The sequence below is a fragment of the Acinetobacter sp. YH12052 genome, from assembly GCF_013419835.1.
In the GTDB taxonomy this organism is placed as follows: Bacteria; Pseudomonadota; Gammaproteobacteria; order Pseudomonadales; family Moraxellaceae; genus Acinetobacter; species Acinetobacter amyesii.
In genome coordinates this window covers 53308-72639 of sequence record NZ_VOZI01000004.1, presented here as the reverse complement: position 1 = coordinate 72639, position 19332 = coordinate 53308, and the positions used below count along the sequence as shown (strand labels likewise).

General features: G+C 40.5%; 20 protein-coding genes and 1 pseudogene. 12 read left to right on the top strand and 9 right to left on the bottom strand.

Annotated elements, in window-relative coordinates:
* Positions 1-179: 179 nt before the first annotated feature.
* Positions 180-1142, bottom strand: coding sequence for a M20/M25/M40 family metallo-hydrolase (locus FTU06_RS04005; RefSeq protein WP_180145072.1), 963 nt, complete (start codon positions 1140-1142; stop codon positions 180-182).
* A 152-nt stretch (positions 1143-1294) separates the two neighbouring features.
* Here FTU06_RS04005 and rlmH point away from each other — a divergent pair, with 152 nt between their 5' ends.
* From rlmH to FTU06_RS03985, 4 genes are all read left to right on the top strand, one after another.
* Complete coding sequence (gene rlmH / locus FTU06_RS04000) at positions 1295-1777, top strand: 23S rRNA (pseudouridine(1915)-N(3))-methyltransferase RlmH (protein WP_078189858.1); 483 nt, start codon at positions 1295-1297, stop codon at positions 1775-1777.
* A 136-nt stretch (positions 1778-1913) separates the two neighbouring features.
* Positions 1914-2690 (top strand): dioxygenase, encoded by a 777-nt coding sequence (locus FTU06_RS03995; protein WP_180145070.1) that lies wholly within the window; start codon positions 1914-1916, stop codon positions 2688-2690.
* 167 nt (positions 2691-2857) lie between these two features.
* A complete protein-coding gene (locus FTU06_RS03990) occupies positions 2858-3634 on the top strand; it encodes an META and DUF4377 domain-containing protein (protein ID WP_180145067.1) in 777 nt (258 codons plus the stop codon).
* 75 nt (positions 3635-3709) lie between these two features.
* Entirely contained in the window at positions 3710-4516 is an 807-nt protein-coding gene (locus tag FTU06_RS03985) for an META domain-containing protein (RefSeq protein ID WP_180145064.1), read from the top strand.
* 46 nt (positions 4517-4562) lie between these two features.
* Here the strand turns inward: FTU06_RS03985 and gdhA are convergent, their stop codons facing one another.
* Positions 4563-5909 (bottom strand): NADP-specific glutamate dehydrogenase, encoded by a 1347-nt coding sequence (gdhA, locus tag FTU06_RS03980; protein WP_257246863.1) that lies wholly within the window; start codon positions 5907-5909, stop codon positions 4563-4565.
* A 330-nt stretch (positions 5910-6239) separates the two neighbouring features.
* Here gdhA and FTU06_RS03975 point away from each other — a divergent pair, with 330 nt between their 5' ends.
* Positions 6240-7034 (top strand): RnfABCDGE type electron transport complex subunit B, encoded by a 795-nt coding sequence (locus FTU06_RS03975; protein ID WP_180145062.1) that lies wholly within the window; start codon positions 6240-6242, stop codon positions 7032-7034.
* Positions 7035-7036: 2 nt separating this feature from the next.
* On the top strand, positions 7037-7726 hold the full coding sequence (gene nth / locus FTU06_RS03970) for an endonuclease III (RefSeq protein WP_180145059.1): 690 nt from the start codon (positions 7037-7039) through the stop codon (positions 7724-7726).
* A gap of 56 nt (positions 7727-7782) precedes the next feature.
* Here nth and FTU06_RS03965 read toward each other — a convergent pair whose 3' ends face one another.
* From FTU06_RS03965 to FTU06_RS03950, 4 genes are all read right to left on the bottom strand, one after another.
* A complete protein-coding gene (locus tag FTU06_RS03965; RefSeq protein ID WP_078189865.1) occupies positions 7783-7980 on the bottom strand; it encodes a hypothetical protein in 198 nt (65 codons plus the stop codon).
* Between the two features lie 86 nt (positions 7981-8066).
* Entirely contained in the window at positions 8067-8726 is a 660-nt protein-coding gene (adk, locus tag FTU06_RS03960) for an adenylate kinase (RefSeq protein ID WP_078189866.1), read from the bottom strand.
* 84 nt (positions 8727-8810) lie between these two features.
* The gene (locus tag FTU06_RS03955) at positions 8811-10127 is read right to left on the bottom strand and encodes a hypothetical protein (RefSeq protein WP_078189867.1); all 1317 of its coding nucleotides are present in this window, start codon (positions 10125-10127) and stop codon (positions 8811-8813) included.
* Between the two features lie 64 nt (positions 10128-10191).
* Positions 10192-10710 (bottom strand): hypothetical protein, encoded by a 519-nt coding sequence (locus tag FTU06_RS03950; RefSeq protein ID WP_180145056.1) that lies wholly within the window; start codon positions 10708-10710, stop codon positions 10192-10194.
* A gap of 234 nt (positions 10711-10944) precedes the next feature.
* On the opposite strand from FTU06_RS03950, the gene mrdA reads away from it, so the two are divergent.
* Positions 10945-12966: a penicillin-binding protein 2 gene (gene mrdA / locus FTU06_RS03945; RefSeq protein ID WP_180007489.1), complete on the top strand. Its 2022-nt coding sequence runs from the start codon at positions 10945-10947 to the stop codon at positions 12964-12966.
* Between the two features lie 3 nt (positions 12967-12969).
* Positions 12970-13521 (top strand): 16S rRNA (guanine(966)-N(2))-methyltransferase RsmD, encoded by a 552-nt coding sequence (gene rsmD, locus FTU06_RS03940; RefSeq protein WP_180003957.1) that lies wholly within the window; start codon positions 12970-12972, stop codon positions 13519-13521.
* Between the two features lie 56 nt (positions 13522-13577).
* On the opposite strand, the gene FTU06_RS03935 is transcribed toward rsmD, so the two are convergent.
* Entirely contained in the window at positions 13578-14042 is a 465-nt protein-coding gene (locus FTU06_RS03935; protein WP_180055798.1) for a hypothetical protein, read from the bottom strand.
* Between the two features lie 199 nt (positions 14043-14241).
* Between FTU06_RS03935 and FTU06_RS03930 the strand changes: the two genes are divergently transcribed.
* On the top strand, positions 14242-14979 hold the full coding sequence (locus FTU06_RS03930) for a sulfite exporter TauE/SafE family protein (RefSeq protein WP_180145053.1): 738 nt from the start codon (positions 14242-14244) through the stop codon (positions 14977-14979).
* Between the two features lie 190 nt (positions 14980-15169).
* Positions 15170-15499 carry a hypothetical protein gene (locus FTU06_RS03925; RefSeq protein WP_180024138.1) on the top strand — a complete coding sequence of 110 codons (330 nt, stop codon included), beginning with the start codon at positions 15170-15172 and terminating at the stop codon, positions 15497-15499.
* Between the two features lie 94 nt (positions 15500-15593).
* Here the strand turns inward: FTU06_RS03925 and FTU06_RS03920 are convergent, their stop codons facing one another.
* A complete protein-coding gene (locus FTU06_RS03920; protein WP_180003952.1) occupies positions 15594-16172 on the bottom strand; it encodes a 1-acyl-sn-glycerol-3-phosphate acyltransferase in 579 nt (192 codons plus the stop codon).
* 280 nt (positions 16173-16452) lie between these two features.
* Between FTU06_RS03920 and FTU06_RS03915 the strand changes: the two genes are divergently transcribed.
* On the top strand, positions 16453-16935 hold the full coding sequence (locus FTU06_RS03915; protein WP_180145050.1) for a copper resistance protein NlpE: 483 nt from the start codon (positions 16453-16455) through the stop codon (positions 16933-16935).
* 183 nt (positions 16936-17118) lie between these two features.
* Here FTU06_RS03915 and FTU06_RS17070 read toward each other — a convergent pair.
* Positions 17119-17184: pseudogene (locus FTU06_RS17070) on the bottom strand (hypothetical protein); the annotation flags it as partial.
* 244 nt (positions 17185-17428) lie between these two features.
* On the opposite strand from FTU06_RS17070, the gene FTU06_RS16735 reads away from it, so the two are divergent.
* Complete coding sequence (locus FTU06_RS16735; RefSeq protein ID WP_257234251.1) at positions 17429-19297, top strand: hypothetical protein; 1869 nt, start codon at positions 17429-17431, stop codon at positions 19295-19297.
* The last annotated feature ends 35 nt before the right edge of the window (positions 19298-19332 follow it).

Sequence of the window (19332 nt, the reverse complement as noted above, 5' to 3'; positions counted from 1 at the left end):
CCCACATATATAGTAGAGAGATATACGCGCTGTATGTTTCTTTATTGGTTCCAATCACGTGTAAAAGCGTGATGATCATTGGAACAAGATGGTCATCTACATCTCCAGGTAGATGACCTTTTATCGCAGTCCACAGGCTTTCGGGGCTGCGTTTTTTATGTCATGTTTTTAAAGACATGCTATTTCAAATTTAAGATGGTTTTCACCAAACCATCGATCACTTGAGCCATTTTGTCTAAGTTTAATTTATCCATAGTATCTTGCTCGGTGTGATAGTGCTTATTACGATAAAATGCAGTATCAGTGATCATCATCGCTGGCATATCAAATTGCCAATAATTCATATGGTCTGAAAAATCCACACCCTGAATAAATGACGGTGAAATCAAGCGTTCACATTGCAACTGCTTCAAAGACTCCATCGCCGCACAATACGATGAAGTTAAGTCACGAGACTGAATATTCCCCACCGATGCAATAAAATTCGTATGTGATGGATAAATCCATTTCAGTCCAACTGGATATTCTTGGGTGACTTTGGGATCAAAATAACCAATCATTTCCAGAATATACACACCTGAAATTTTATCCTTTTCCTTTGCTACCGATTTTGCATGGATAAAACTGCCCATCGACTCTGTTCTAAAATACGGCGGTTCTTCGAGGGTATAAAATACAAATTCAATATTTTGTTTTAAACGCGATTTTTCAGCCGAAAGAATCCGAGCAGCTTCGAGTACACCTGCAACGCCAGAAGCATTATCATCAGCGCCATGCTGCTCCTCAAATACATCGTAATGCGCGCCAATGATCACTCGATTGCTATGCCCTGCATTTAAGGGACAAACCACATTACGGTATGGCTGGCTGTTTACGGTATAGGTTTGAAAACGACAATTCACACCAAACAAACGCATCTGCTCACGAATCCAAGCAGACACGCGGTTTAACTCTTGAATGTTCTTATAGTTACGATATTCAGCTTCATTACCAATAATTTGCTCTAAATAGACTTTTAAATTATCCGGTTCAGCGGTTCTAATATTGTTGGCATACGCCGCAAATGAACACCATCCAAAAATTGAAAGGATTGCTGCCTGCTTGAGCAAAAATAATTTACCGTCCTGCCATGTTTTTTTCATTGTTATTATTCCAATTTTCATCTTTGATCTAATCTGCTTATGCTGCGTATTTAAACAGCAAGCAGAACACGATTTCAATTGCAAATTGTGTCTGAACATACAAAGTGCAAGCGAACCGTTATAATGCTCTTTTGTATACTTTCAGGCGCTGTATGAAAATTCGTATTCTGACAATCGGTCAAAAAATGCCAGCATGGGTTCTGACGGGTTTTGAAGATTATTTCAAACGTATTCAGCCTTTTGTTCAAACGCAGATCATTGAATTGCCTATGGCTAAACGTGGCAAGAACGACTCAGAAGCCGACATTTTAAAATACCGTCAAATTGAAGGTGACAGCATTTTAAATGCCATGAAATCGAATGAAGTGCTGATCGCCTTAGAAGTCGGTGGTCGAGAGTTCAGTACCGAAAAACTAGCTGAAACCATGAAAGGTTGGATGCTTGAAGGCAATGATGTGGTTCTAGCTATTGGTGGGCCAGATGGACATTCTGAAGCAGTACGTAAAGCAGCAGCATGGCATTGGTCTTTGTCTAAACTGACTTTGCCGCATCCTATGGTTCGTGTCATGCTCATCGAACAGCTATACCGCGCAATGAGTATTAACCATAATCACCCTTACCATCGTGCGGGTTAATCTAAACGGACATCCAGCATCAACAGCAAGCAAGCGTTGCAACAATGAAACAAACCGTTGAAATTATCCGAATTGTTACGCTGAATAATTTAGTGCATGATCATCATATTCCTTTAAACAACCAACGGCGACCGCGATGAATTTACAAACACTTCCAGGTTTATTTATTTCCCATGGCTCACCTATGCTTGCCATCAATCCTGAGCAAGTCGGTCCTGCGTTGGAACGTTTAAGCCTGAATCTTCCAAAACCGGAAGCCATTATTATCATGTCCGCACATTGGGAAAGTAACGCACTAGAAGTAAGTACCAGTGCCCGTCCTGAAACTTGGCATGACTTCCGTGGCTTCCCTGCGGAACTTTATGATATTCGTTATCCAGCGCCGGGTAACCCAGAGCTCGCAGAAGAAATTCTCCATTTGCTTGCCAATGCAGGGTTATTGGCACATGCCAACAGCACCCGTCCACGCGATCATGGCGTTTGGATGCCGTTATTGCATATGTATCCTGATGCTGACATTCCTGTGATTGAAATATCACTGCCAATGACCATGTCTGCGCAAGAGATCTATAAAATTGGACAAACGCTTGCACCTTTACGTGACAAGCAAATCCTGTTGATTGGATCGGGCTGTATTACTCATAACTTACGTGAGTTGGCTTGGGATGGACGTGCGGCAGCCGTGCCTGAATGGGCGTCTACATTCCGTAATTTTGTGGTCAATAAGCTCACTCATCAAGATTTTGATGCAGTTCTCGATTGGCAAAATATCCCGTTTGTACAACGCAACCATCCGACCATTGAACATTTTGCACCCATCTTCTTTGCGATGGGTGCAGGCCCCCGCTTCTCTATTGTTCACAGTAGCTTTAGTATGGGTTCGCTCGGTATGGATATTTATCGTTTTGATTAAACGTGGAAAAATGAGATAGATTGACTTATTCATAATTTATATTAATAAGTTAACAAATTATTATTTATGGATACATTTTGCTACTTATTTGAGCTGAATGTATTCATATTTTTTTAAAATGAATGGGTTATGCTACAGGCTGAAATTCACTTAGAACAGTTAGCGTAATGAAATTAAAATATTTAGCGATCGCCCTCTTCCCTTTAGCCCTTGCAGCATGTCAATCAAGCGATATCCAAAAAGCTGGAGATTTAGCCGTGAGCGTATTACAACAACAAAATGCTGATAAAACTTTAGCTTCATATCAATGGAGCACCACCACTGAAAATGCACCAAAACCTTTGGTTTTAAATTTTCTAGAAAATGGCACTTTGGGTATTTCAACCAGTTGTAACAGTATGTCAACCCAATGGAAAGTGGAACACAATACGCTTGTAACAGGCAACATTGCATCTACCATGATGGCGTGTCCTGATAATGCGATGAAACAAGAAGGACTTGCATCTTCACTCTTTAGTGACCGTAAAGCACCTTTTGTTTTAAATACTACAGATCCACAAAACCCAACGTTAACCATTATCTCTGCAACAGGTGAGAAAGTGGTTTTCACTGGAAAATTAACACCTGAAACTCAGTACAACTCGCAAGGCGAAACGATTTTCCTAGAAGTCAGTCCTAAAACTAAACAATGTACAGGCGTTGCTCCACAAACTTGTTTGCAAGTACGTGAAGTGAAATACGATGAAAAAGGCCTAAAAACACAAGTTGATAAAGACTGGACTTTATTTTACGATCAAATTGAAGGCTTTAAGCACACTCCTGCAGAACGCCAAATTATTCGCGTAAAACGTTTTGAACGTAAAAACCCTGCTGCTGACCAATCAAAATATGCCTATATTTTTGATATGTCAGTCGAACGTGAAGCCGTAAAAGGTACCTTGTAAGTTACAGCCTATAAAAACCGAGGTCATCGCCTCGGTTTTTTATATCTACAGTACGCTTTAGGATCTAGACTACCGATGAAAAATTTATTGTATTTTAGTATTTTATTCGGATTGTTTGGCTGTCAGAGTAATAGCGAATGGCGACCCAAACTTCAACACGAGACTTTTATCAGCCCAGCTTCAGATCAATTTCATCAAGTTTTACAGCACTATACATGGCAACATAATCCAACTGACAGCCGACAACCCTTTCTCATTAACTTTTCCGCACAACAGCTACACCTTTATGCGGGATGCAATTTAATCTCTAAACCTTATCATTTAAATCAACAGCATTTGAAGACTGAATCTTCACAACTGCAAACACTGATCGGCTGTTCAAAGCAATCAAATAACGATGTGCTGTTCAATCAACTCTTTCGCGATGTCAATCTAAAGCTACTTCAAAAGCAAAATGCCCTGCCTGAATTAATCGTGATGAATCGCAATCAACAGACCTATATTTTTAAAGGCATACAGCGAATTGCTGATTTACGTGATTTTGAAGCAGAACAATTAACTCAAAAGACGTGGGTTCTCGTAGAGAATAAGGCTCTACCCGCCCCAATAACTCTCACATTCAACAATGGCCGTATAACATTTTTTAGTGGCTGTAATCGCATTGGCCGCAATTATGATGTAGAAAAGCATACTTTGCGTTTTACAGGAGATGTAGGGAGTACCCTGAAGTTCTGCCCACAATTACATCAGCAAGAGCTTCATATAAAACGTTTGCTCAGCCAATCCTTAAATTTTCACTTCAACGTTATAGATAGCAAAATCCAACTTAGGCTCATGAACACTGAGCAACAATTCTATATATTCCAAGCCATTCAGCCATAAAAAACCGAGGCAGAAGCCTCGGTTTTCAGTTCAACTTACGTAGAACTTAGTAAACGCCTTGAGCAAGCATTGCGTCAGCAACTTTTACGAAGCCTGCAATGTTCGCACCATTTACGTAGTTCACAGTACCATCTTCTTCAGTACCGTATTTCACGCAGTTGCGGTGAATTTCTTTCATGATCGCGTGTAGACGCTCGTCAACTTCTTCGAAAGTCCAACCCAAACGAATTGCGTTTTGAGACATTTCAAGACCAGAAGTCGCAACACCACCCGCATTCGATGCTTTACCTGGTGCATAAAGAATTTTCGCTTCAACGAATTTCTCAACTGCAGCCAAAGTTGAAGGCATGTTCGCACCTTCAGCAACACAGATTGCGCCATTTGCAAGAAGAGCTTCAGCATCAGCTTCATCTAATTCATTTTGAGTTGCACATGGCAGCGCGATATCACATTTGATAGACCAAGGACGTTGACCTTCTAAATATTCAAAACCGTGCTTAGATGCAAATTCAGAAATACGGCCACGCTTAACGTTTTTCAATTCCATTACTTCAGCAAGAAGTTCAGTTGTGAAACCGTCTTTTACGTATACAGTACCTGCTGAGTCAGAAAGTGAAACCACTTTCGCACCTAAGTACATTGCTTTTTCAGCAGCGTATTGTGCAACGTTACCAGAACCCGAAATCGTTACGACTTTATCTTTAAAGCTGTCGCCACGAGTTTTCAGCATTTCCTCAGCGAAATACACAGTACCGTAACCAGTTGCTTCAGGACGCGCAAGTGAACCACCGAAAGTTAAACCTTTACCAGTGAACACACATGCTGTGTCGTTGCTTAATTTTTTCATCATACCAGCCATGTAGCCAACTTCACGGCCACCTACCCCGATGTCACCCGCAGGGATGTCAGTGTTAGAACCAAGATGACGGTATAACTCGATCATTAATGCTTGACAGAAACGCATAATTTCGCCTTCAGATTTACCTTTAGGGTCAAAATCTGAACCACCTTTACCACCACCCATAGGAAGTGTAGTTAAGGCATTTTTGAAAGTTTGTTCAAAACCTAAGAATTTAAGAATTGAAAGGTTCACTGATGGGTGGAAACGCATACCACCTTTGAATGGACCAATTGCTGAGTTGTATTGAACACGGAAAGCACGGTTAACTTGAGTTTGACCTTTGTCATCTACCCATGAAACACGGAACTGAATTGCACGCTCAGGCTCAACAAGACGTTCTAGCAAACCGTAGTCAGCATATTGTGGGTTCTTTTCGATGAATGGCCAAAGGCTCGTCATCACTTCTTCAACAGCTTGAAGAAATTCAGGTTGATGTTCATCACGTGTTTTAACGTAGTCTAGGAAGTCGTTAAGGCTGTTATATTTCAACACTTAATCCTCAGCAGATGTATGGATCAAAATTGATCACAATTTTGATCAAAGATATATTTTGGCGCAAAATATTAAATATCTTTTGTAACTAATCAGCAATAGTTTTTTTAAAAAATCTTTAAATTCTTTATAGAACAGCGATTTAAATTGATTAATCAGATATTTTAGTTATAAATACTATTACTTTTAGGAATATTTTAATGAATTATTTTGCTCATTTATGATGCATCTATAGACCCATTTTTGCGCACAGCAATTCATACTGAAACATGCTAGAATTCAACGTCCTCTTTGGTTTTTCTCTGCCTTCATTTGTACTCGCGACTACCCATGACTTCTGAAATTTCCCTCATCCAACAAATTGATGCCCTATTGCCACAAACTCAATGTGGACTTTGTGGACACCGAGACGGCTGCTTACCCTATGCCAAAGCCATCAGTGAAGGAGAAGAAGCCAATAAATGTATACCCGGTGGTCAACCTGTGGCAGATTCACTAGCAGCGTTATTAAATCGTCCACACTTAACAGCAGAAGCCAGCGTTTGGCCAATCCAAAGTGATGGACGCCCGCAACGGGTTAAAGCTGTGATTCGTGAGGATGAATGTATTGGTTGTACCAAATGTATTAGTGCCTGCCCTGTTGATGCCATTATTGGCTCAGGCAAATTGATGCATACCGTCTTGACGGATTTATGTACGGGCTGCGAACTCTGCATTCCACCTTGTCCAGTGGATTGTATCGACCTTGTCGAAGAGCTTGATCAAGTGCCATCTGAAGCCGCTCGAATCGCAGAACAGAATGATTTACGTCGCCGCTACTATGCACATATTCAACGTGAGGAAAAGCGCAGAATTCATCGTAAAGGCCCTGTTGTACGCGCAGAAATTGATACGGAACTTTTTGCCCAATTTTCGACCCAGACAGACTTGGTACCGGTCATTGAAGTCGTGGAAAAACCTACTACGCCAGTCGTTCAACTCGATGCAAAAACCACCATTGAACTTGCAAAAATTCGAACACAAATCAAAAAGTTAGAAAAACAACTGAGTGTTCGAGAAGATGCAAAAAAACGTGAATTACTCCATACGCTCACGCTACAACTAACACAACTGCAAGGGGCTTAATCATGACTGTTAAAAACATGACTAAGAAGCAAATTCAAACTTTTTTTGAACGCTTACGTGAGCAACGCCCCAACCCGAAAACTGAACTCAATTATAGTAGTCCATTTGAACTTTTAGTGGCTGTTACCCTATCTGCTCAGGCCACAGATGTCAGTGTCAACAAAGCCACAGATAAACTTTTTCCAGTAGCAAATACTCCTGAAGCTATTTATGCGTTAGGTGTTGACGGACTGAAGGAATATATCAAGACCATTGGCCTGTATAACTCAAAAGCGGAAAATGTCATTAAAGCCTGCAAGATGCTCATTGAGAAGCACAACAGCATCGTTCCGAATAATCGTGCAGATTTGGAAGCCTTACCCGGTGTCGGTCGTAAAACTGCAAATGTGGTGCTGAATACTGCTTTTGGACAACCGACCATGGCAGTCGATACGCATATTTTTCGTTTAGGTAATCGTACAGGATTGGCTGTCGGCAAAAATGTTTTGGAAGTCGAACACCGACTCGTCAAAGTCATCCCCAAAGAGTTTATTGTTGATTCACATCATTGGCTGATTTTACATGGACGCTATTGCTGCATTGCCCGCAAACCCAAATGTGATGAATGTATCGTGTCTGATGTATGTAATTGGCCTGACCGTTTTGACTTTGGCGCATTAAGACCGATTAAAACCACCCAAATTGAGGATTAATCTCTTCAATTTGGGAGTTGATGAAATTTGTAAGAATCAATTGATCAAATTGATGATTAATTTTTATCTTGTTCTTTCTGTTTTTTATCAAACTCTTGCTGCAGTTTTGGATGTAAGCGATATTGCTTAGGGTTCAGTTTAGCTTGCTCTGCTTCTTCCACTTGCACCTTACGCAACATTTTAAAGCTGACAAATAATAAGCCCAATAACACCGCCACAGCGATGATGACCATTATAACCAAAGCAAATTTCATAACAGATTCGCCCTAAAAGCCACATAAAAAAAGAGCCCCACTATGCAGTAGGACTCTTTGATTGTCAAAAATTCAAAAAAGTTGAATTATTTAGACTGATCTAAAATCGCGAACAAATCAGTTTGAACTTGATCGATTGGACGAAGACCATTTAATTTGTCATAAGTCGGTGCGTTTTCGCCAGAAGCTGCACGACCTTGGTAGAAACCAACCAATTGCTCAGTTTCAGCGTGGTAAGAACCTAAACGCTTACGAATTGTTGCTTCTTGGTCATCAGGACGTTGAACAAGATCTTCACCAGTTTCGTCATCTTTACCTTCCACTTTTGGCGGGTTGTAAACGGTGTGATATACACGACCAGATGCTGGGTGTTGACGACGACCAGATAAACGTTGAACGATTTCTTCGTCAGGTACATCGATTTCAATTACATGATCGATGCTGATCCCTTCGTTTTCAAGCGCTTCAGCTTGTGGAATCGTACGCGGGAAACCGTCGAAAATGCAGCCGTTGACACAGTCAGGTTGAGCAATGCGTTCTTTTACAAGACCAATAATAAGCTCATCAGATACAAGGCCGCCATTATCCATGACGCTTTTAGCTTGTAGACCTAATTCAGTACCTTCACGAATCGCAGCACGGAGCATATCACCGGTTGAAATTTGTGGGATATCGTAGCGCTTACAGATCAACTGAGCTTGTGTCCCTTTACCTGCTCCAGGTGGTCCGAGTAATATAATGCGCATAAAAAAACATCCTCATTTTAAACATTGTATATGACGCTATGTAGTGATCTAAACCCAAGATTCAGATCATCTTCCAGCATCTAATTATAAGAAAGCCACAAACAAATGTATTGTACCCGCGATAAAACCGGTTACACCACCCAAGACAATTAAAATCCATTCGTCTTCCTGAAATGCAGGACGTAATAGATTTTGAAATTCTTTCGGTGTTAGCTCACGAATACGGTCTCTAAACATTTGAAAGATTTTCTGTGCACGGCTCGCATTAAACGCAGGGTCGCATACAGGCACCATCGTAATTTCAATTGAGCGATCGATCAAGTCTGTCTTGAGTTTTGCGTACTCTTTTGGACCTAAAGACAACTGTAATGAGGTACGAACCAGTGGAGATTCCATAATTTCATTAATATGACGTTTCACAATGCGACGGGTCTTATCTTTCTTCCCGCCATACATCATTTCGGTCATGATGGATTTTAACGTAATTAGGTCTTCTGTGACTACACTTGCGAATACATCCGAAACTTCTTCTTGGCGTTTCATAAACGCCCCTTGAACATTGTACGTTCCAATACGTGGAATCACAGGTTTAATCCAAGGGAATTTACGATCTTTAGTTAATTCAAATAATTGCAAATACTTTACGGGGTGCGGCTCAATGGGATTAAATACCATCCAGATGGCAATCCAGTTGGTCAAAAAGCCCCAAATTGCTGCCCAAAATGGAACTGTCCAATGCCATGGCACCACAAACCAAACAACCATCTGGAAGATACCAAAGAACATCCCAATCAAGGCACTAATATGCCAAATAAAGTTGATTTCTTTTTGGCCAACTTTAAGGAACATCCGCACCATCAAGAGACGATCCGCTTCCATTTGACTCACCACCATTTCACGCATATCAACAAGTGACTCTACGTTCATGGTCAGTTCGGTCACGAGTTCTTTTAAGGTATTTGGTAGCTGTTTGTGTGCTTGGGCATAAATACGGCGTTTAATCGAATACGGTAGGTTTTCCCAAAGCACCGCATTTCGGTCTAGCATGACTTCATCAATCAAATGTTCAAGCTCAAAGCCAACTTGTTCACCAATGATGCGCGCCATGTCCTCAGGATCCATTGCATCCAAAAACTCGCGCAAGGAACCCAATTTAGACAATGTATTATCCGTAATAATGCCAGAAATACGTCCAGCTTTTCTTGGCACAATCCCCTGCCATCCCACGGGTAATGGACCTAAATGGAATCCCCAGAAAGTAATCGGGTAAAACACCATTTTCAGTGCCATCCAAACGTGTGCCCAGGTAACGAATGCGGTAACGGGGATAATACTCAGCACAGCCCAAAAATCGGGACGTTGCAAAAAGGTTTGCCACAATTCGTTAACGTACTCAAGCATGCATAACTTCCATATTTAATTTTATTCAGTGAGTGCGGTTATAAAATAAAGTTGATTATTTTCACTACAAACCAAAACTTAAAGTATATGAGATTTGTAGTCTCGGTTCGGTTTCCACAATCACATTACCTGATTTGTCTTCTAATTTTTCACCCGCACCCAAGCCTACACTAAACGTACTAATACGCTCGGCACTCAACATCACATAAGCAAGATCGATACCACCACCTAAACGCGCTTCATCTTCACCATCTACTTTCTTGGAGTCGATGTGGCCCGCATAAGCTCCGATATAATAACCATTTTTATCTTTGCCAGTGAGATGAACTGGGTGACGAAAGCCGACTTGCCCACCAGGTGTTTTATCATCGTTCAAGAAAACACCAGCTTTTGCATAGGCAATGCCATATGGGTTTACCCACTCACCATTCACGTGAATAATTTTTTGAGTAAAACCTGCTCCAACATTCCATGGTTGATAACCCTTACCTGTTAACTTTGCCTCAGGTAAAAATGAATTGTCATTGGCATGTGCGATGCTTCCGAGCATCATAAATGCAAGCAATGGATATAATTTATTCATTGTTTTCACAAACTTCCTTAGTATTATTTTTTGGAATATTCCTTTTTTATACGTTTCGACTTTAGCAGAATAATATGAACTGTTATACACAAAGCCCCATATTTTTCATGTCTGCAAAGTCAAAATATAGACTGCAATCACAGCAGAGTCTTTTTTATTTATCAAAAAAATGTCAGTTGCGCTAGAATATGCCTCTTCCGTTATTTTAGCTCTCAGTCTTTAAGTCGATCGCGTATGAAGCAGCATTATCCTTTAAAAAATGTCCAGCAAGAAAAGCGGATTTATCGTAATCGCGTGGTGATTTCGATAGGGATTGTCTCCTTCTTTATGCTGTTGCTTGTGGCACGATATGCATATTTGCAAATCAAAAGTTATGAGACCTTTTCGACTGCTGCCGATCAAAACCGAATTCGATTGCAACCGCTTGCACCTTCTCGTGGTTATATCTATGACCGTAATGGTGTGTTATTAGCGGATAATTATCCGGTTTTCTCAGCAACCATGAGCCGTGCGGATGTTGAAGACATTGATGATACGGTAGAGCGCCTAACGCCTCTGTTAGAACTGACTGATGAAGACATTGAACGTTTCAAAAGTCGGATTAAAACCTCTAAAAAGACTGAACGCGTTTCGATTAAACTGAATTTAAATGAAAATGATATCGCCCGTTTTAGTGAGGTGAAATATCAATTCCCGGGTGTCAATATAGAGACCCAAATGACTCGCTACTATCCACATGGTGAACTGTTTGCCCATGTGATTGGCTACGTAGGTCGTATTAATGACAAAGAACTAAAAACGATTGATAAAGATTTATACGCTGGCTCAAACCTGATCGGTAAAATTGGCGTTGAAAAATCATACGAAGAACTTTTACATGGTATGCCGGGAAATGAGTCGGTTGAAGCCGATGCCTTTGGTAATGTGTTACGACATCTAGGTCGTAAAGATCCGATTCGTGGTAATGACTTATATTTATCCCTAGATTATGGACTGCAAATGGTCGCTTCAGAGCAGCTTGCAGATCGACGTGGTGCAATTGTGGCGATTGACCCACGTACTGGGGAAATTCTTGCTCTTGTGTCCAGTCCTAGTTTTAACCCCAATTTATTTGTTACTGGCATTAGCAGCAAAGATTATTCTGAACTACGTGATAGCCTCGATCAGCCATTATATAACCGTGCTGTGCAAGGGGCTTATCCACCGGGTTCAACGATTAAGCCAATGTTTGGTCTAGGTGGTATTCATTATGGTCTAGTGGACTGGAGTACAGCCATTTCCGATCCGGGCTATTTCACGCTTCCGGGTGACAGCCATCGTTTCCGTGACCACAAAAAAACTGGTCATGGCTCAGTTAATTTACACAAAGCTCAAGTCATTTCCTGCGATACCTATTTCTATGTCTTGTCCTATCGTATGGGCATTGAAAAAATGAATACTTGGATGCGTCAGTTTGGCTTCGGTGAAAAAACCGGTGTAGATTTACCAAGTGAAAGTACGGGGCTATATCCAAATCCTGAATGGAAGCTCCGCACACGGAAGTCCAATTGGCTCAAAGGTGAAACGATTTCCGTCAGTATTGGTCAGGGTGCATTTACTGCAACACCATTACAACTGGCGATGGCGACTGCTATTACCGCCAATCAAGGCTCACATGTTACACCTCACGTTTTGCGTGAAAGTAAAGGCGCTAAGGTTCATAAAGTCCATAACGCCCCGAATGGTCGCATTCAATTTAATGGTAAGCCAGATGATTGGATTAAAATGCGTGATGCCATGATTGATGTGGTTCAAACAGGGACCGGTCGTGGTATTCGTACCCCAATGTATCAAATAGCAGGTAAAACAGGCACCGCACAGGTTAAAAGTATTGCCCAAGGTAAACGCTATAACGAATCTTTATTGACAGAGCGTCAGCTTGACCATGGTTTATTTGTTGGTTTTGCCCCTGCGGAAAAACCTGAAATTGCGATTGCCGTCGTTTGGGAAAATGGTCGTCACGGTGGTTCTGCTGCTCAAATTGCTAAACCAATGTTTGACTACTGGTTATTAACACGTAAAAAGAATCCAATTCGTCCTGCTAGCCATCAAATTAGCGGTGGTCTCATGACTGCGGGTCTAAAACCGAGTGAGTTACCAAGCGGCTCGAATATTTTATCAGCCGACCCAAATGCAAGCCCAACTGCACAGCAGAACAATAGTGCAAATACAACACCTCGTGCTGCCAGTGCCGCACATGCAACCGATGAGGAATAATTCATGAAAAATCAATTAAGAATCATTGGGGGTGAATGGAAACGCCGTCAACTGCCTTTTGCCAATATTGATGGTTTACGTCCTACACCTGACCGTGTGCGCGAGACATTATTTAACTGGCTCATGTGGGATGTTCAAAATGCCAAAGTTCTCGACCTGTGTACAGGTTCAGGTGCTTTGTCGTTTGAAGCACTCTCACGTGGCGCAGCAGAAGCCGTTTTAATTGAACCTGATCGCACCCAAGCGAAGTTTCTCATGGACAATTTAGAACTTTTAAGAGTTAGCAAACAACGTGCGCAACTCAAAAACATGACGGCACAACAAGCCATTCCTAACTTGAAAGACCAATTTGATCTGATTTTCTTAGATCCACCATATAGTCTTGATTTATGGCAAGAACTTGCTGAATTGGTCGATCCGTGCATTGCAGACAATGGTTTAATTTATATCGAAGCTGATCGTGATCTTGCTCAGTTAAAACTCCCGAGCAGTTGGCAGCAAATCAAACAAACCAAAGCTGGGACGGTGTGTGCAGGCTTATATAAAAAGGCTTAATGTAAATGCACACAAAAAAGGACGTCAATGCGTCCTTTTTTATTACTTGAAAATCATTAAACCTGTGGTCGAAGTGGACGCTGGCTGTTAAATCCACCTGTGGTTTTAGCTTTATCCACGGGCGTCACTTTTGGACGTTGTTGCTGTGGTTTTTGCTGCTGGGGCTTGCTTGTATTGGGTTTAGCCGAAGTCTGAGGCTTTGCGCTTGGACGCTGCACATTTGACGGATGCTGAGATGAAGAATTGTGTACATTCGGTTTATGCGCATTTGGTTTATATATATTGTCTGGACGGTTATTCGAATTCGGTCGTGGTGAGTTTGGTCGATGTTGCGGGCTATTCACTCGACCATATGAGCGGTCATAACGCTGACTTGAGTCATAGCGCTGTCCGTATGAACCACCATATTGATTTGCATAGCCATATTGATTCGAATGGTATCGGCCATCATCAAATGGCGCCACGACACACCCTGTAAATGTAACTGCAACCACAGATAGCAAAGCAACTTGTTTAAGCATGTGTAGCACTCCTCTTTGATGAAGGGCATTTTCACTTATCGAAATGAATTCAATCGGAAGTCTGTGTACATATGCTGTATTTAAACATGCATGTTTTATTCATCATTTGACATCCAATTTTGCTACATTTGCTCAGTCAGCCACATTTATATAGAAAAATTCACTACAATAGCGCCACGTATTACAAAGCTGTAATTTAATGACTTGGCTGATTTTTATTCTTGGTGCCATCTTTGCGGGATTCGTACAAGGATTAACAGGGTTTGCATTCGCCCTTATCGCAATGTCATTTTGGGTTTGGATACTCCCCCCACAAATAGCCGCACCCTTGGTGGTCTGCGCTTCAGTTTATAGCCACTTCATTTCATTATCATCAGAACGTAAAAGCATTCCGATCAATAAAAAAATCATTTATCCCTATTTAATTGCAGGAATTTTAGGTGTGCCGCTAGGTACCTATTTATTAGACAGCATTAATCCAGATACATTTAAATTGGTTTTGGGCGCTTTTTTAATGTTTTGGTGCCCAATTTTATTTTTTAATCCTAAATTTTCATTCATCCAAAAATCAGGGAAATGGGCGGATTCTAGTATTGGATATATTGCTGGAATCTTGGGTGGTCTTGGAGGCTTTTGTGGTGCATTACCCTCTGCATGGCTCATGCTGAAAAATACACCCAAAGCAGAACAACGCTATATTTTGCGACATTTCAATTTAGCCATTCAGCTCGTCACACTCATTAGCTATCTGCTACAAGGGATCATCCATCGTGAACATCTGCCCTATTTAGCCGTGCTGTTGGTAATTATGGCTTTTCCCGTGATTTTTGGTGCCAAACTTTTCTATCGTATTTCAGAACGCCAATTTAAGCATATCGTGTTAGGGCTATTATTTTCTTCAAGCTGCTTCTTGGTGACAATGAGTATCTTAAGCTGATAACTCAAAACCTAAAGATATTTGTAGAAATTATTCTAATAAAACGCCTTTTCAGTTAGACATTCACATCTTGTAACAATGACACAGTTCACATTTAAATAAAAATTAGCCAAATGGTAAAAAAGTAATTAATTTTTCTGACGAAAATTAATAGAATATTGCACCTCATAATTTTGCTTAAAATAAAACCATGAAAAAGTTCATCCTGCTTGCAGGTGTAACTCTGCTTAGCGGCTGTATGTTTGGCACGTCCAGCGAAATTAAAAAAGCTGAAAAACTACTCTCACATTTTCAGTGCAATAATATTGAAAGTTCACATATGACTCATAGCTCGATTACAACTTTCCATGAAGAAAAACTAGCATCAAGTAAACAAAAAGTCGTGTCTTATATCGATAGCTATAAGCAAGGCGAAAAGTTATTTCGTATCCCGCTCATCGATGTGGTTGATCAGCAATACATTATTTATAAGGCGGCATGTCAAAATCTGGGCGGTATCCATCCCGACTTTAATGATTAAAATCAATATAAAAATCTAAACAGAAGAATCTAAATAGAAGAATCTAAACATAAAAAAGGACAGCCGATGCTGTCCTATTTATTGGTTTGTTGGATTAATGATAGCGTGTATCGACACTGAATTTTTCAGGAAATTTGGCATGAATTTGCGCGTAAAAATCCATGATTTCAGCCATATCTTTTTCATAATCGCCTGTAGGATAAACAATTTTACCCACACCCGTTTTTTTCTGCGCATAGTCCATATAGGCTAAAGCAATCGGCACACCTGCTTGCATGGCAACATGATAAAAACCGGTTTTCCACTTCTCTTGTTTAGCGCGCGTCCCTTCAGGCGTTACCAACATGACTAATTTCGGATGTTGCTTAAATAAGTCAGCCATCAGCTCAACCATACTTTGACGTGCTTCACCATCTTGTTTTGGACGACGATTAATACCAATTCCGCCCATAGCACGTACAAAAGGTCCAAACGGAAATTTCATATAACTGTCTTTAATCGTGATACGAACATTTACCCCTAAAGCTTTCAGGGCAAGGCGTGCATAAAGTGCATCCCAATTACTGGTATGTGGCGCTGCAATCATGACACATTGGTCGATATTTAAATCCCAATGGTTATCAATTTGCCACCCCATTAAGTTCAGACTTTTTTCCGCTGTTTTTTCAAACACAATTTGCACCGACAGTTTTTTCTATGCCGCAGAGTTTAACAACGCAAAATAATTATAAAAGCCTATATTGTTTAGTTATTCACCAATTAATATATAAATGTCCTTTAGCGTTCACTTTTAGGTAAATCACCAATATTTCACTATTTACGAATTTTAAAAATCAAATGTCTGTTTTGATGTATTAACCAAACACACAATTGTTAACAGGAATAGGCTATTTTTCTTGAGCAATAAAAGTCACGCTTAGCATTATATTGGGTACATACGGTGTATAAATCTCATGAAAAAACTAATCCTCGCTCTCTGTATGGTCAGTGCAACCCTAACGGCATGTTCAAAGACCAGCAATGAATCTGAAACCGCTATACCACCAGATAATAATGTCATTGCTAATACAGACGCTGCCTCAGAAAGTCCGATTGCCACAGGTGATAACACCGAAAATGCACTTGATTGGGCAGGTGAGTATAAAGGAATTCTGCCTTGCCATGATTGCAAAGGGATTGAAACTGAGCTTGAACTCAAACTCAATAAAAGCTATGAGCTTGGCCAAGAGTTTTTAGGTAAACCTGTGAACACTGAAAATAAAGTGAAAGGCAGTTTTAAGTTTTTGCCAGATCAACCTGGGATGATTCAACTTGATGCCCAAGGCGACAATCGAATTTATTTTGTAGGTGAAAACTTTATTGAGCTTCGTGGTGATAAAGGTGAAAAATTGGAAATGCCTGAATTAAATTTCCAGCTCACCAAAAAGCTTGATTAGCGTTTTACTTAACATTTGTAGTCATAGTTAGTCATAAAAAATCCCCGCAAGTAGCGGGGATTTTTTGTTTAATCCAAATGTATCAACGGGTTAATTATTTTCCGCCAAATACATAAGAAAGACCTACACGACCACCAACTTCGCTACCACCTGCAACACCAAGAGCAGCGCTAAGTGAAGTACGGCCATCACTATAATAGCGAGCACACCTGCAAAAATTGGACGTTCAATAAAAAATTTTGACAGCATAGAACAAGATCACTTTCTGGTGGCGATTGGGCTTAAACACGCAATATTTTTCTTCAAATTAACATAGGCGAGTGGATCTTCCGTGACTGAAAATCAAAAAATTATACTTTTTCACAAAAATATTGTTTTTTCTTCATTTTTTCTCACAGATTTTTGTGTTTACCCTCCCAATTTTGGGATAGCTCCTAAACTCATCTAATTTCTATACTGCAGATATGACAATTTGAATAACAAGGAATTCGTGATGAAAAAAACTTTATTATGCTTAACTTTAGCAGGCTTACTGAGTGCATGTGGTGGTTCAGACAATGATTCTGGTAGTTCTGCTCCCCCACCTTCAAGCTCCCTAAAAACTGGGATACTGACCGATGGACCTGTGAGTGGCGCAACGTATACAATTAATGGCGTTTCTAAACGTACAAATGCTCAAGGGGAGTTTGAATATCAAGAAGGTGATGAAATCACTTTCCATATCGGAAATATTGAAATTGGCACAGTAACTGGTGCTGATCGTATTACCCCTGTGGAGTTAGCCGATGATGTAACAACACGAACAAATTTACTTATTTTTTTACAATCTTTAGATTCTGAGGGTGATCATGACGATGGTATTCAAATCCCTGACTCAGTGAGTCAACTCCCTGCAAACTCAATTGACTTCTCTAAACCAACAACAGAATTTATTACAAGCTTTCAACCTGTTCTACAAACAATAGAAGTTTTTAAAGATAAAGTCGTAGTTAGCTCAACAGAAGCACAAGCTAACTTTAACAAAACACTCCTCAAAGATATCGTTGGGGTTTGGTACGCAAAAAATGCTGAATCAGAAATCGTACTTCAAGTAACCTCAGACGGGAAATACCTGATTGGCGAACCTATTGTTAGCTCACCATCTGATAGTGCGAATGGCATGGAGTACGGTGAGTTATCGGTGAATGCTGTTGCTGGAGATTTATGGGCGCAATCTTCAATTGATACAAATGAAGATTGGGGCTTAACTGATTCTGGAAAAACACGTGATATGAAAATATCATTTGATGGTACACAGTTAAAAATTTCTGAAGCTCAAAACCCTAATGAAAGTGCAACATTTACTAAAGTCCCTCAAAACAATTCGAGCATTGCAGGTGCTTGGAACTCAAGTTCAGGCAAGCAACTATTTGTTTTCAATCCGGATAATAATACCTATATCATGGTTGATGCTGTTGGGGACGATCAAGTGGAAGTTGGAGAAACGCCTTGTGGTGGACCAGGTATCGAATATGGTAAATATCGTGTTCAAGATGGAAAGTTATTCGTAGATAATATCCTGATCGATACAAATGGCTGTGCAGGCTTATCTGACAATAGTGCAAGCTCAAGCTCAGGTCTACCAGTCACGGTTAATACGACATCACTTACACTCCACGAACCAAATGAAGGTACATTTATACTCACAAGACCCAATATAGAAGGTACTACCACAAGTAGCGCAAGCCAATTCTATAAAGATATTGCTGGAACTTGGGAAATTGGACGCACCAATACATCTGCTGTTTTATTACATATTTTACCCGATGGACGTTATGCGCTAGGTGAAGCAGATGAAGCTGATGTAACAGGGCAACCTGGTATTGAAATAGGACGACTAAATTGGAATGCTTTAACTTCAGCACTGAGTCCAGAGATCTCACTCGATACAAATGGTGACTACGGGCTTTCACATCCTGACAATGATGGTCATCACCGCTTAAGTTATAACGGTACAGATCTAGTGCTGACCGATGTAGGAAGTAATAGCACCTATATTTTAACTAAAGTAAAACAATCATCAGGTCTAGTCGGCACTTGGCAATTTAATCAAACTCACTTGTTTGCTTTCTTTGACACAGGATTCTATTTCTTGTTAGACACCGAAGGTGATTGCGATAACCCAGGAATTGAATATGGTAAATATTCAATAACATCCAATACACTTGCCGTAACAGAAGTCTTATATGACACCAATGGTTGCGGTGGATTACATGACACTTCGGATAGCACTAAAGTTAATGCAACTTATAGCATCTCAGGAACAAGCCTGACCTTGCATCCGCAAGGCGAAGACCCTGTTACACTACAACGTAGTAACTAAAAACTCTTAGAAGCTGTCTAAGCTAGACTTAGGCA

What these genes read in the sequence shown, in the direction of transcription:
- FTU06_RS04005 (WP_180145072.1), bottom strand. Translation starts at nt 1,142, where the DNA reads ATGAAAAAAACATGGCAGGACGGTAAATTATTTTTGCTCAAGCAGGCA.
- rlmH (WP_078189858.1), top strand. Translation starts at nt 1,295, where the DNA reads ATGAAAATTCGTATTCTGACAATCGGTCAAAAAATGCCAGCATGGGTT.
- FTU06_RS03995 (WP_180145070.1), top strand. Translation starts at nt 1,914, where the DNA reads ATGAATTTACAAACACTTCCAGGTTTATTTATTTCCCATGGCTCACCT.
- FTU06_RS03990 (WP_180145067.1), top strand. Translation starts at nt 2,858, where the DNA reads ATGAAATTAAAATATTTAGCGATCGCCCTCTTCCCTTTAGCCCTTGCA.
- FTU06_RS03985 (WP_180145064.1), top strand. Translation starts at nt 3,710, where the DNA reads ATGAAAAATTTATTGTATTTTAGTATTTTATTCGGATTGTTTGGCTGT.
- FTU06_RS03975 (WP_180145062.1), top strand. Translation starts at nt 6,240, where the DNA reads ATGACTTCTGAAATTTCCCTCATCCAACAAATTGATGCCCTATTGCCA.
- nth (WP_180145059.1), top strand. Translation starts at nt 7,037, where the DNA reads ATGACTGTTAAAAACATGACTAAGAAGCAAATTCAAACTTTTTTTGAA.
- FTU06_RS03965 (WP_078189865.1), bottom strand. Translation starts at nt 7,980, where the DNA reads ATGAAATTTGCTTTGGTTATAATGGTCATCATCGCTGTGGCGGTGTTA.
- adk (WP_078189866.1), bottom strand. Translation starts at nt 8,726, where the DNA reads ATGCGCATTATATTACTCGGACCACCTGGAGCAGGTAAAGGGACACAA.
- FTU06_RS03955 (WP_078189867.1), bottom strand. Translation starts at nt 10,127, where the DNA reads ATGCTTGAGTACGTTAACGAATTGTGGCAAACCTTTTTGCAACGTCCC.
- FTU06_RS03950 (WP_180145056.1), bottom strand. Translation starts at nt 10,710, where the DNA reads ATGAATAAATTATATCCATTGCTTGCATTTATGATGCTCGGAAGCATC.
- mrdA (WP_180007489.1), top strand. Translation starts at nt 10,945, where the DNA reads ATGAAGCAGCATTATCCTTTAAAAAATGTCCAGCAAGAAAAGCGGATT.
- rsmD (WP_180003957.1), top strand. Translation starts at nt 12,970, where the DNA reads ATGAAAAATCAATTAAGAATCATTGGGGGTGAATGGAAACGCCGTCAA.
- FTU06_RS03935 (WP_180055798.1), bottom strand. Translation starts at nt 14,042, where the DNA reads ATGCTTAAACAAGTTGCTTTGCTATCTGTGGTTGCAGTTACATTTACA.
- FTU06_RS03930 (WP_180145053.1), top strand. Translation starts at nt 14,242, where the DNA reads ATGACTTGGCTGATTTTTATTCTTGGTGCCATCTTTGCGGGATTCGTA.
- FTU06_RS03925 (WP_180024138.1), top strand. Translation starts at nt 15,170, where the DNA reads ATGAAAAAGTTCATCCTGCTTGCAGGTGTAACTCTGCTTAGCGGCTGT.
- FTU06_RS03915 (WP_180145050.1), top strand. Translation starts at nt 16,453, where the DNA reads ATGAAAAAACTAATCCTCGCTCTCTGTATGGTCAGTGCAACCCTAACG.
- FTU06_RS16735 (WP_257234251.1), top strand. Translation starts at nt 17,429, where the DNA reads ATGAAAAAAACTTTATTATGCTTAACTTTAGCAGGCTTACTGAGTGCA.